This window comes from Treponema sp. Marseille-Q4130, assembly GCF_014334325.1.
Classification (GTDB): Bacteria; Spirochaetota; Spirochaetia; order Treponematales; family Treponemataceae; genus Treponema_D.
The window spans coordinates 101,342-114,010 of record NZ_JACSET010000007.1 but is presented as its reverse complement, the minus strand read 5'-3'; the positions used below and the strand labels follow the sequence as shown (position 1 = coordinate 114,010).

At 52.1% G+C, this 12,669-nt stretch carries 12 protein-coding genes; 9 read left to right on the top strand and 3 right to left on the bottom strand.

Going from position 1 to position 12,669, the window contains the following annotated elements; all coding sequences use genetic code 11:
* Position 1: 1 nt before the first annotated feature.
* On the bottom strand, positions 2-1,468 hold the full coding sequence (locus tag H9I36_RS08875) for an ABC transporter substrate-binding protein (RefSeq protein WP_187384996.1): 1,467 nt from the start codon (positions 1,466-1,468) through the stop codon (positions 2-4).
* Positions 1,422-2,723 carry an aminotransferase class I/II-fold pyridoxal phosphate-dependent enzyme gene (locus tag H9I36_RS08870; RefSeq protein ID WP_187384995.1) on the bottom strand — a complete coding sequence of 434 codons (1,302 nt, stop codon included), beginning with the start codon at positions 2,721-2,723 and terminating at the stop codon, positions 1,422-1,424. Before H9I36_RS08870 ends, H9I36_RS08875 begins: the two co-directional genes overlap by 47 nt.
* Positions 2,724-2,800: 77 nt before the next feature.
* On the opposite strand from H9I36_RS08870, the gene H9I36_RS08865 reads away from it, so the two are divergent.
* The 9 genes from H9I36_RS08865 (at position 2,801) to H9I36_RS13070 (ending at position 12,174) form a co-directional block, all read left to right on the top strand.
* Positions 2,801-3,793 carry an AAA family ATPase gene (locus H9I36_RS08865; protein ID WP_187384994.1) on the top strand — a complete coding sequence of 331 codons (993 nt, stop codon included), beginning with the start codon at positions 2,801-2,803 and terminating at the stop codon, positions 3,791-3,793.
* 2 nt (positions 3,794-3,795) lie between these two features.
* Positions 3,796-4,692 (top strand): DUF58 domain-containing protein, encoded by an 897-nt coding sequence (locus tag H9I36_RS08860; protein ID WP_187384993.1) that lies wholly within the window; start codon positions 3,796-3,798, stop codon positions 4,690-4,692.
* A complete protein-coding gene (locus H9I36_RS08855) occupies positions 4,689-5,690 on the top strand; it encodes a hypothetical protein (RefSeq protein WP_187384992.1) in 1,002 nt (333 codons plus the stop codon). The genes H9I36_RS08860 and H9I36_RS08855 overlap by 4 nt, the downstream gene beginning before the upstream one ends.
* Before the next feature lie 185 nt (positions 5,691-5,875).
* Positions 5,876-6,877 (top strand): VWA domain-containing protein, encoded by a 1,002-nt coding sequence (locus tag H9I36_RS08850; protein WP_187384991.1) that lies wholly within the window; start codon positions 5,876-5,878, stop codon positions 6,875-6,877.
* Position 6,878: 1 nt separating this feature from the next.
* Complete coding sequence (locus tag H9I36_RS08845; protein ID WP_187384990.1) at positions 6,879-8,519, top strand: VWA domain-containing protein; 1,641 nt, start codon at positions 6,879-6,881, stop codon at positions 8,517-8,519.
* A complete protein-coding gene (locus H9I36_RS08840) occupies positions 8,468-9,967 on the top strand; it encodes a hypothetical protein (RefSeq protein ID WP_187384989.1) in 1,500 nt (499 codons plus the stop codon). The genes H9I36_RS08845 and H9I36_RS08840 overlap by 52 nt, the downstream gene beginning before the upstream one ends.
* Before the next feature lie 43 nt (positions 9,968-10,010).
* Positions 10,011-10,553 (top strand): Smr/MutS family protein, encoded by a 543-nt coding sequence (locus H9I36_RS08835; RefSeq protein ID WP_187384988.1) that lies wholly within the window; start codon positions 10,011-10,013, stop codon positions 10,551-10,553.
* 64 nt (positions 10,554-10,617) lie between these two features.
* A complete protein-coding gene (locus H9I36_RS08830) occupies positions 10,618-11,493 on the top strand; it encodes an aldose 1-epimerase family protein (protein WP_187384987.1) in 876 nt (291 codons plus the stop codon).
* Between the two features lie 111 nt (positions 11,494-11,604).
* Positions 11,605-12,174, top strand: a complete 570-nt coding sequence (locus tag H9I36_RS13070; protein ID WP_370586964.1) for a DnaJ domain-containing protein — start codon at positions 11,605-11,607, stop codon at positions 12,172-12,174.
* A 55-nt stretch (positions 12,175-12,229) separates the two neighbouring features.
* Here H9I36_RS13070 and infA read toward each other — a convergent pair whose 3' ends face one another.
* Entirely contained in the window at positions 12,230-12,448 is a 219-nt protein-coding gene (gene infA / locus H9I36_RS08820; protein ID WP_016521760.1) for a translation initiation factor IF-1, read from the bottom strand.
* Between the last annotated feature and the right edge of the window lie 221 nt (positions 12,449-12,669).

Genomic DNA, 12,669 nt, shown 5'->3' with positions numbered 1-12,669 from the left:
TCTATTGTTCGTAGCTCGGTTTCGCCCTGTTTGCGATACGTGAGGGCAAATCGGCGACGGGTGCACCGCCCGTGTTTTGCACTTCGTCCCTGAGGTACGGAACGATGATCTGCTCTTTAATAATTTCCCAATCGGCAGGCAGCTTTTCCGGTACGCCGAGCATATCGGTTGGCGGCGTATTTGTCAAAAGCATCGTTTTATACAGCGGAAGGATGTGTTCGTTCACTTCTTTGATCGAAGAAAAACCGCCTGCGATACCGAATTGGTGTATGTCGAGGTTTTGTTTCGCTTTGCGTTCAAGTATGGCGCGCTGGGTTTCCGCACTCAAAAACCATACAATAAAATCGTATGCGGCGTTCGGGTGTTTTGCGCCCTTAGGAATTCCGAGCGTGACGAAGGAATCTTCGATCGGTATTTTGTTTCCGTCGTAGATCCAACGGTAGTCGAGCATTTCGGATTGTTCGGGCGTGAGACTGAACAGCGCATCGCTCGTGATGTATGCGAACAGCGTGCGTCCGGACGTGACACGTTTGAAATTCGGCACGGACAGGTATTTATACGTGAAATCCCGTTCCGCTTCCGAAGAAGTGTTTACGGTTTTCGACCAGTTTTTGAGGTAGGCGATTGCGTCGGAAAGTTTGTCGGCGTTCCACGTAAACGACGATTTATATTCGCGGAACTGCGCGCCTTTCGCTTTCGCCGTAAAATAAAGAAAGCTGTTACCCGCCTGAGGGGCAAATCCGATGCGCGTATAGACGCCGTTTTTTTGCTGTACGTTGAATGCGGCTCCCGCCGCTTTTATCTGTTCGATCGACAGCGTGTAATTGTCTTCGACTGCCGCCGCGTTTTCTCGAGAAAAGATGACGGCCGGCAGATTGAAGCTCACCGGTAGCAGGTAGTACGCCTGTCTTATCTTTCCCGCTTCAAGCAGCTGGGGATAGAAAATCGATTGCGTTATACCGTTCCCGTCGAATATCGTGTCGATTGATCGGAAAAAACGGCTCGTTTTATCGGTGCGGAGCCAGGGGCCGACGGCGATGTCGGGAGGATTTTTTTCCGCTTTCGATGCGATCGCTTCCGAGGGATTTTTTTTATAGACGAGGATCACTTTTTTTTTGCCGTGCGTATCGTTGAAAAGTTCCCCATATTCGGTAAATTCGGGGATATTTGTCCATATCGTGATGAGCGTTTCGCGCTTGAGTGAACAGCCTGCAAAAAATATTGTAAATAAAAAAAGAACGCAAAGGTAGCACAGGATTTTTTTACACGCCTGCGCCGTACAGTTGCCGACAGCTCTCGTACGGGATGAAGCGTATGGCAGCGGTCGGAAAAAGAACGATGCAACGGCGCTTGTTGCGGAAAGTCCGCTGCACGATGAAGCGGTGTTTCGTTCCGTCGGCAGTGCGCGGGCGGCGGTCGATTCAGAGGGCACGGTACATCTCGTCGGCTGCGGCGTATATGTCGGCATACACCGATTCGATTTTATCTTCGTCTATGCTGCTGAATGCGACGCGGAGCGTCCGATCGTCGATCGATATCGTGCCGATGCCCCTTTCCGAAAGCAGCTTTTTGCGCAATGTCTCCGCATCGATCCCTTTGAGGCGGAAGCTCATAAAATAGCCCGAATTGAACGGCAGTGCTTCGATCGCGCCCGACTCGTGAGTATCGACAAAGCTTCTTACGGCGCGATAGCGCGCTTCGAGAATTTTTCGGAATGCGATTTTTTGCACCTCGTTTTCGGGGTCGCTATAGGAGTGTATGAGCAGCGACTGCGAAGGAGTTGCACTGCACGAAACGGACGAACGTATGACACCCATGAGTTTTTTGATAAGCGCATCGTAGTGTTCGTCGCTGAAATTTTTTGAAGCGAAGGTGACGAAGCCGCAGCGGAATCCCCACGCGAAGTCTTCTTTTGTCGGTCCGTCGATTTTTACGGCGAGCACGTTTTCGTGGATGTCCGCAATGTGAGCAAAGAGCGATTGCGCTTCGATGTCGTCTTCATAGTTGAGACCGAAGTACGCGTCGTCGCATAAAATTAATAATTTTGTGCCGCCGGAAGCCGCCTCGCGTATGATGCGGCAGAGTTCGGCAACTTCGTTTTTCGTCGGACTGTAGCCCGACGGATTTTGCGGGAAGTTGAACAGGAGCCGTACCGAACCGTAAGAAGCCGCTTCTTTTTTGACTGCGTTTTTAAGTGAGACCGTGTCGATTTTGCCGCTGTCAAAGAAATTGAATGGGTGCAGTTCCGCTCCCCGTCTCGCTTCTACTATGAGCGCATAATTGTCCCACGACGGATCCGGCGCAAGAAGCGGTTTCGTCTCGTCTATAAACAGGTCTGCGATATAGGAAAGACCTGCGGTAAGACCGGGTACGACGACGGGCAGAGATATTTTTTTCGTTTTTAAAAGCGGATTTTTGTCGATTATCTGTTTTTGCCAAATCGTGCGGAACTCTTTTTGCCCTGCCGTCGGCGCGTATGCGACAAGAGAACGGGCGTCAAAGGACGGAACGCTTTTTTGAATCGACGGAAGAATCGCCGGCGTTCCGTTAATGATCGTCATGCCGATCGTTCCGTTCGCTTTGGACGCCCCCTTTTTCGCTTCTTCGCTCTGCGCGATTATCCCTTTCGGAAAATACATCCGCGATCCTTCGTCCGAAAGCAACTTTCCCGCAACGGTGTCTTTTAAGCATTCGTTTAATTCTTGTGCTAAAGGGTTCAACATGATAAAATAGATTATTCTGAAATACGGTGAGATTGTCAATTATAACAATGCAATGCATGCAGGCTTGAGGTTGTGAGATGGAAAAATACAGTGCGGGCGGAGAGGAACTTGCAGCATGCCGCACACTGATCGAAGCATGTCGTACTGAAGCGCACAAACGTCTTATCGGTCAGGATGTCTTGTTTGACGGTATCATGACGGCGTTTATCGCGGGCGGACACGTGCTGCTCGAAGGCGTGCCGGGTCTTGCAAAGACGCTTGCCGTCAAAACCTTTGCGCAAATTTCGGGACTCGATTTTAAACGCATTCAATTTACGCCCGATCTGCTTCCCGCCGATGTTTCCGGCACGCTTATCTATGAGCAGGGAAAGGGGACATTTTCCGTGCGCAAGGGGCCGGTGTTTGCGAACGTCGTACTCGCCGACGAGATAAACCGTGCAAGCGCGAAAGTGCAGTCCGCCATGCTTGAAGCGATGGAAGAGCGGCAGGTGACGATCGGTGAAACGTCGTATGCGCTGCCGGAGCCTTTTTTCGTGCTTGCGACGCAAAATCCGATCGAGCAGGAAGGCACATACAATTTGCCCGAAGCGGAGCTCGACCGTTTTTTGCTGAAGATCGTCGTGCCCTATCCGAAAGCCGAAGAGGAGTTCGCCGTCGTAAAGACGGGGGGAGCGGCAGCTTCCGTTCCGGTACGCAGGATTTTGACTTCGAGCGATATCGCCCTGCTTCGAAAATTGCTTTCGAAAATCGTGTGCGACGATGCGCTTATCGAATACATCGTCTCGCTTACAGCGGTAACGCGCCCCGATCCCGATAAAAAAGCGTCCGTACATGACATTACGCGCTATATCGCTTTCGGCGCTTCTCCGCGTGCGGGCATCGCGCTTTTACAGTGTGCGAAAGCGGCAGCTCTCTTTCAAGGGCGATCGTTTGTGCTGCCCGAAGACGTTAAGCTTGCGGCTCCCGCCGTCATGCGTCACCGCCTCGTGCTCTCTTACGAAGCCGCCGCGGATTCCGTCACCGCCGATGAAATCATTTCCCGAATCCTCGATTTCGTGCCGGTTCCCTAGCGATGAAACACCTGCTCGCCGTCAACAGGGAAACGCTCGCAAAACAGGCGGCTCTGCTCCGTCTCACCGCCGCGTCTCTCGCCGACAGTTTTAAAACGGGTTCTTTCCGTTCTCTCTTCCGCGGGCAGGGCATCGAATTCAGCGGCGTGCGCGAATACCTTCGCGGCGACGACGTGCGTGCCATCGACTGGAACGTCACCGCGCGCATGGGAAAGCCCTATGTAAAGCTTTTCGAAGAAGAGCGCGAGCTCCAGATCTTTATCGTCGTAGATCGTTCGTTTTCGATGTTTAGCGGTACGGGAAGCAGAACGCGTTACCGCACGGCAGCCGAAGCGGCAGCCCTTGTCGCGATGGCGGCCGAGATAAATGCGAGCAGCATCGGCGCCGTTTTTTTCGACGGCGACATACAATTTTCGTGCGCGCCCGAAAGCGGACGGAAGCGAACGATGCTTTTGCTTGCGCGCCTCGATGAAGTCGATGAATACGGCACTGCCGGTTCGGCTCTGGAAAGCGCGCTTACGGGTGCGGGAAAATTATTAAAAAAGCGGTCGCTCGTCTTTGTCTTTTCCGACTTCCGGACGGTCGGATGGATTACTTCCCTCGCTTCTCTCGCACAAAAAAACGATGTCGTTGCGGTGCGCATTGTCGATGAGATCGACAACGAACTTCCGGAAATCGGAACGGTGCCCTTTATCGACAGCGAAACGGCTGTGCGCCTCGTACTGCCGTCTTCGTCATCATCCTTTCGAAACGCATGGAGAAGCGACAATCGCCGCCGCTTTATGCATTGGCAGGAATCGTGCATCCGCCACGGAGCCGTACCGCTTGCGCTTTCAACCGACGACGAGATCGTCCGCGTCCTTTCGAATTTCTTTTCGTACAAGGGGCGGGGACAATGAAAAAATTATTAATTTTTTTATGCATTGCGATAAGCGCACATGCCGTCGGTTTTGCCGAAGACGATACGACTCAGATAGTCATGCCGAAAACGATCTATGTCGGCGATACGGCCGAACTGCGCTGTACGTTTCGTTCCGCCGTCGATTTTTTTGCCGATATGGGCGATGCTGTCCTTTCCCGTGAACTTGCGTTGAAGTCGCTTCCCTTTCAAACCGATACCGACGATTATACGATATTGAATGCGTCGCTCGAACGGAACGGTCTCCTCTATACGTTTCGTCTTGTCTTTATCCCGTGGAATACCGGTGCGATCGATTTTCCAATGTTCGATATTTCCGCCGCCGTATACGGAGGTGCGGCAGCTCCCTTTATCATCAAAGGGCTGCGTGTCGAAGTTTCGTCGATCCTGCAGGACAAGGACGACGCGCAGCTGCGCGCAAGCATGGGACCGCTTTTGCTTCCCGGAACGATGTACGCGCTCTACATCGCGGCAGTCCTTTCAATCATTCTGTTGATCGCATTGATCAACCTCATCGTAAAATGGCAGTCCGTGTGCGAAGCCTATGCGACGCGGAAACTGCTTCGCGCGTATGCGAAAAACGCAAAAGAATCGTACCGGCGGCTGAAGCGGCTTGAGCGGGCGGGAAATAAAATAAACGATGCGGAATTTTGCACGGAACTGCAGCAGCTTATCAGGCGCTATCTCGATTTCCGCTTCGGCTATCGATTCAGCGCCGTGTCGAGTTCCGCGATTATGGATACCTTTGAAAAGATTACGGCCGGCACGATGTCGGAAAAAAGCCAATCGGGCGCTATGTCGCTTGCGGCGGTTTTGCGGCGTACCGATTACGTGCGCTACGCCCGCGATTCGATCGATTCGAAAAAGGAGCCTGCAGAGCAGTTTGCGGCGGATCTCAAAACGGATGAACGCGCATCTCTTATCAGGATCGTGCGCGATGCCGTCGAACGCTTTGAAGGTGCCGCCCGTCGGGATTGAAATGCGGTATGGATTTCGGAAAAGGAATAAAATGAATAGCAAAAAAATAATAAATTTTATTTTGCATTTTATTAAAATCGAATTGATGAACAACCTTGTCGAAGACTCGCAGCGAAGCTTCAAGCGGCAGCGGAGTATTGAACGCTCCGCACGAATAAGCGATAGGTTTTTCGGGAGCGCTTCCTATGCCTGATTTTCGAAATCCTGCGGCGTTTTTTTTGCTCCTGCTCGTTCCCTTTCTTTTTATATTGAGAGCGTGCGGCTTGTTTACACGCATGGCGTTTCCGGCAACGCTTTCGGATTGGGGCGGCAAAACCTTCGAATGGAAAGGCAGACTGCGCAGCGCCGCATCTTTTATTTCCCGCATCTTTATCATAGCGGCGTTTGCGCTCACGGTTGCCGCCCTTGCCGATCCCGTCGTTTATTATCAGGAGCGGGTGTATACGTCTCGCGGTGCCGACATCCTCTTTGTCGTAGACACGAGTCCGTCGATGGCGGTAAAGGATATCGCAAATATGACGAGGCTCGATGCTGCGCGCAGAGCGATACGTACACTCTCTTCGGAAACCGGCGGCATGTCCTTCGGCCTTGTCGCGATGGCGACTGAAGCTGCGCTCGTCGTACCGCCGACAATCGACCGTGCCGTATTTTTTTCACGGCTCGACTCTCTTGCGATCGGGAATCTCGGCGACGGGAGTGCGATCGGTACGGGATTGAGCACGGCGGTCTATCACCTTTGCTCTTCGGCTTCTCCGAAAAAATGCATCGTTCTCGTTACCGACGGTGAAAACAATGCCGGTTCGATCCATCCCGAAACGGCCGCCGAGCTGGCGAAAAAAAATCGCATTGCCGTCTATGCGCTCGGCATCGGTACGAAGGGAGCGGCTCCGCTCGATTACGTCGATCCGAAAACGGGGCGCGTGTATTCCGGTTATCTGCAATCCGATTTCGATCCGGCACCGCTCGAACGCATCGCCTCCCTTTCCGGCGGAAAATATTACGGCGTGCAGACGACCGGTGATTTGGCAAACGTGCTTTCGTCGATCGGCAGGGAAGTGAACGTCGTGCAGACGTATCATTTGCGCACCGAAAGTACACGATATTACGACAGATTGATCGTCGCGGCGGTAATCTTATTCGCGCTTGCCCTGTTTATACGCAGGCTTTATCTGCAGGAGCTGATTTGATATGATGATTTCCTGTGAACGTCCCTACGCCTTTTACGGCTTTATATTGATTATTCCGGCTCTCGTCGCCGCATTTCACAGATATCGCGGGATCATTGCATATTCGAAGCGGACAGCCGTCATCGATACGAATCTTCCGGAATCAAAACGTATGCGCAATCTTTCTCGTACGCTCATCGTACGGACATTGTTCCGCTGCTTTGCATGGATTATGCTGGTCTTCGCGTATGCGGGATTTTCGTGGGGTACTTACGAAGTGCCCGTACAGAAAAGCGGAAGCGCCGTTTCGTTCGTATTCGATATTTCATACAGCATGACCGCCGACGATGCGCCCGGCGGATTGACGCGACTCAAAGCGGCGTCGCGCTATGCGGATATGCTTTTGTCGCGCATGGACGGCGTGTCCGTTTCCGTCGTTTTGGCAAAAGGCGACGGCGTGATCGTCGTTCCGCTTACGGAAGATACGGCGATCGTGCGCTCGCTTTTGGAAACGCTTTCGCCGAATCTCATGAGCGCCGCCGGCACGTCGCTCGGCAAGGGCATCGAAGCTGCGCTCCGCTCGTTTCCGTCCGACTCGGCGCAGGCGGAGCGCATTTGGATTTTTACCGACGGAGACGAAACCGACGGGCAGCTCGCCGCCTCTCTCGAAACTTGCGTAAAAGAAGGCGTGCACGTTTCACTTATCGGATTCGGAACGGAACGGGAAGTCGAGATAAATGCCGGTGACGGAAAGACGAAAGTGATGACCGCTCTCCGTTCGGAGCAGATGAAAAAAGCGGCCGAACAGGCTTCTCACTATGCCGCGCGCTATAATTATTCCGCTGCGGCGCGGTACATCGATGCGACCGAAGCAGGTTCGGCGCTCGAATTGTTAAAACCGCTCAAAAGCGAAACCGCGCTCACCGTTTCGTATGAAGTAAAGCCCGTAGAGCGGTATACGCTGTTTTTGATTTTAGCGATTGCGGCTTTTGTGTTGAGTTTCGCCGTTGCCGAGTTCGATTTTGAAAATTATCGGAGGCTCTTCCACAAAAGTCAGGCGGTCGCCGTTTTCCTCTGTGTTTCAGCGATTTTGTTTTCCTCGTGTACCGCTCGAATCGCAAACGCACAGGAGATAGCGGTAAGTTCGTGGGCGTGGTACCGGAAAAATTATCGGAGCGCGATCGCGGGTTTTTTGCGTGTCGGAGAAAGAGCGGGCGAAAACGGAGACGCGCTTTCCGAACAGTACGCCGAGTACAATCTTGCGGCGACCTATATCATGCAGAGCGAATATGAGGCTTCTCTTTCGTGTTTGAAAAACATCGACCTCTCTTCGCCTGCGCACGTTCGCTTTGCAGCCTGTTACAATAGGGGGATTATTGCGTACCGGGGCGGTAATTACACGGAAGCCGTCGCATGCTTTCGGGAAGCGCTGAAGATCGACGGCACGAAGACGGCGGCGAAAGAAAACCTTGAAATCGCGCGCAGACAGCAGACCGTCAAAGAAGCGCACGAAAAGGAAACGGAATCGGTGCCGCTTGTCGAGGATACGGATGCGATTTCAGCTGTCGAAAGTGCTATATACCAACGGATACGGGAGAATGATCAAAAGCAATGGAAAAACAGCGAACGGACGGCGGAATCGAATTCTTCCGTCGATTATTAATTTTATTGCCGACTCGGATGAAAAACGAAATGATCGGAGCACTTCGACTTTTGAAAAATGCGGAATCCGCAATGCTGTTTCGAATACCGGGTAAAACGGTTTTTGCGATATTGTTTTTATTAATTTCGTTCGATATCGGGGCGCTCTATGCCTCTTCGCCGTCCGATCTGCAAAAACTCCGGGTAACGCCTCCCGTCGGCGCGCTGTATTCCGGAACGGACTATATGTTTTCTCTCATCATACCCGATGTAAAACCCTCCGACGTCCAAGCCGACAGTCCCGTAATGCCGCCCGGCGTCAGCGTCGTATCGATGCGGAAGACGGATTATACAGAGAGCGGTATGCAGTCCGGTACCGAAATCGATATCTGGCTTTCGTTCCGGGATGCGCGCATCTATATGCTGCCGTCGCTCCGCGTGCGCATCAAAGGGCGTCCCTATGATATTCCTTTTTCCGATGTCAATATCGAACAGAATCCCGCATCGACTTTTCCTCGCTTGATTATTAAATTCGAAAACGGAACGGAACTCGCGGAGGGCGCGGCGAACGATGAACCGCTGTTTACCCTGCCTGCCGGTGAAAAAATTTTATTTACGCTGTACGTGCAGTACGTCGTACAGGCGCTACGTTTTTCGTGGGCGGCTCCGAAAAATGCGCTTTTGACGGAGTTGTGGCGCTATGAAATCGCCGAAGGTGCTCCGCGCGCGTCGCTTTTTACGACAGACCCGATTCCCGTCGCTCTCTTCGAGTGGCAACCTCTCGTCAGCGGGAATGCGCCCATCCCCGACATGGAGCTTACCGTAAGCGCATACAGCGGCGCCCGTGTAAAGCTTTCGCCGCCTCCGGCGTCGATCCGCGTCGTACCCGCACTTTCCTCTCCTTCCGATGAGAGCGACAGCAACGAAAGCTATTTTTCTTATGCTTTTTCGGAAGTCGACAATTCCGAAAGCGAACATACGGTACGCGCCGTTTCCGAATCCGATTGCGAGACGCTTGCGATGCTGCGGAGCGCCGAGAGGCACGCTTTTTTTCCGTGGAAAGCGGTATCCGCCAGGCGCGCATTTGAGGCAAAGCTCGGCATCGCAGCCGGTAAAGCCGAACCGAGCGTTGCCGCGTGCATATTTTTTGCGTCGGCAGCATTTGTGCTCGCACTTTTGTGCGCCGTATTGTTTGTGCTGAAAAAACGCGCAGGCGCATACGCGTTTTTAGGCTGCGCCATGATCGTTTTTGCGTTTGCCGTAGTTTCGGGAATACGCCTTTCGGGAACATACGGTATTTTTAAAGGCGGTGAAATACGGCTCGTGCCCGACGAGTCATCGGGTTTGGTTTCTCCGATAGCAAGCGGCGAGCGTGTCCGCGTTGAAGAGGCTGCCGGCAAATGGGTGTATATTCAATACGGTACCGCAGGCGGCTGGGCTGCGTCATCGTCTGTTGCCGCCATACGGTAAAAATTAATAATTAATAAGTAATAATCGGTAATGCGGAGGAACTATGGATTTCGGTACGGTACTCGATGAATGGGATAAAATGCAAAAAGAAGCGAAGCGGAAAGCGCGGACGGGAAATCCGGTTTCGGGTAAAAAAGCGAATGCACCTGAAAAAAACAAAGCGTCGTCGAATCGTTCGGAAGATGAAAACGGTTTTACAAAGCGCATCGATCCGCAGGAAGCGTGGCTCCGCCGTTACGGCGTCGTCGATAAAGATAAAATCGCGGCCGAGGAAGCCGAGCGTAATCGAACACGCTCGCAGCTCTATGTAAAAGATCTTCCGATCGAAGCGCGCATCGATTTGCACGGCCTTACGCGCGAGGAAGCGCGGAACAGGCTTACGATTTTCGTCGGTGAATGCGCAAAACGCGGACTTCGTAAAATCCTCATCGTGCACGGAAAGGGAATCCACACGACGGGAAGCGATCCGGTACTCGGAGAGGAAGTGAGAAAATTTATCGAACAGGATAGACGCTGCGGCCGTTCCGGTCATCCCGACCGGCGCATGGGCGGCAGCGGCGCTACGTGGGTATTTTTGAAAAATTAATATCGATGTACCCTAAAAACCGACGAAGTTTTTAGCGGCAGTCTTTACTGATACGGAGGCATATATGCAATACGAAATTTCAAACGGCGTTATTTCAATAGCGGCGGTTTTAAAAGGAGCCGAACTCGTATCGCTCAAAAAGGGCGATATCGAATATCTGTGGCAGGCCGATCCCGCCGTATGGAATCGTTCGGCGCCGAACCTCTTTCCGTTTGTCGGAAAATTGAACGGAGGAGTCTATCGCTATGGAGGGAAAACCTATCCTATGACGCCGCACGGATTTGCACGCGACGTCGAGTTCACGCTTTCGAAGTGTACGGATACGTATCTGCAGTTTACGCTTTCCGATACGGACAAAACACTGAAGGTTTATCCGTTTCCGTTTTTATTCGAAATCACATATACGATTACGGGAAGCACGCTGACACAGACCTGGCGCGTGACGAACACCGGAAAACGGGCGATGTATTTTTCTCTCGGCGCACATCCGGGCTTCGTGTGTCCGGTGCAGGGCGGAAAACTTACCGACTGTTCGATCCGGCTTTCAGGCGCTGAAAAAATAGAGCGGGTCACCGCACGTACGATAAACGCCGCAGGTCTTGTGCAGGAGAAGACGGATTCCTTGTCGCTTTCCGACGGCGAAATGCGGATTACCGCCGATATGTTTTCGCACGACGCGCTCATCTTCGAAAACAGCGGTATCCGTGCAGTCACATTGCTTGACAAATCGAAAAAAGAATTCGTGCGCGTGGACTTCGACACGGATATTTTCGGTTTGTGGTCACCGCAGGAAAGGAGCGCTCCGTTTTTGTGCATCGAACCGTGGTACGGTCGCTGCGACCGCGCAGGCTTTTCGGGCGAATTGAGCGAACGCGAATGGGGTAACGAGCTTGCCCCTTCCGACGTTTTTGAAAAATCCTTTTCGATCACGCTGTTTTAGAATTTCGTACGCGATCGACCTCCGCTCGGAGCGGTCGCGTATTTTTGCTCGCTTCCGCTTTCGTGCGGCAAGCACTTGTAACATTTGTCCGAAACGGCTATTTTATACTTGATGGAACAGGATTTGTATGCGGTGCTCGGAGTCGCGAAAACGGCAAGCACCGATGAAATTAAAAAAGCGTACCGCACACTCGCATTCAAATATCACCCCGACAGAAATCCGGGCGATAAAAGCGCCGAAGAAAAATTCAAAGCCATAAACGCCGCATACGATGTGCTCGGGGATGAAACGAAGCGTTCTCAGTACGACCGTTTCGGACAGGCGGAATACTCATACGCTCGGCAGCAGAATGCGCAGTATGCATACGGATCCTACGCCGATTCCCGCTTCAGCGACGAAGATATGTTTTGGCAATGGTTCGGCAGTAATTACGAAGGCAGGCAAAATGCCGGTAGGCGCTATACCTATACGTGGACAAACGAAAAGAGACGTGATACGCGAGAAGCGCTCCGCTCTCAGCTCTATTCGAAATTGGGGCAGGCGTTTTTCGGCATCATCGCGAGCAGCATATTCGGCTTTTTCCCGCTGTTCGGGCTCTTATGTCTCTTTATCACGATCAACGGCGTCATCGGTGCGGTAAAATCCGCCGTCGCGCTTATTAAATTGGGAAGTCGGAAATAGAACGGAAACGCCGCAAATCCTCTGGCGCGTAAATCGTGCGGCGTCGAAAAGTGCTTTAGCGTTGTCGGAAGATGATTCGGCCGCGGTTCAAATCGTACGGTGAAAGCGCAACCTTTACCGTATCGCCCGGCACGATTCTGATGTAGTGTTTCCGCATTTTTCCGGACAGCGTCGCAAGGATGAGATGTCCGTTTTGCAACTCGATTCTGAACGTTGTGTTGGGGAGCGCCTCTTTTACAACGCCTTCCACTTCGATAGCTTCTTCTTTAGCCACAGTTCCTCCGCTGCGTAATCGAATAAAAAAATCTTTAAAATGCGGCATTGCAGAAAATATCAATTTTCAAAAATGCTGCATTCGTGCGCGATCGTGCACACGTATATGGGCGAGTTTTCGAAAGAAAACTCGAAGTTAAATTGAACGGAGCTATTTCAGATGTTCAATTTAAACCTTGTTTTTATTCCGATTTGGTCGTATACTGTTCAGTATGTATAAAA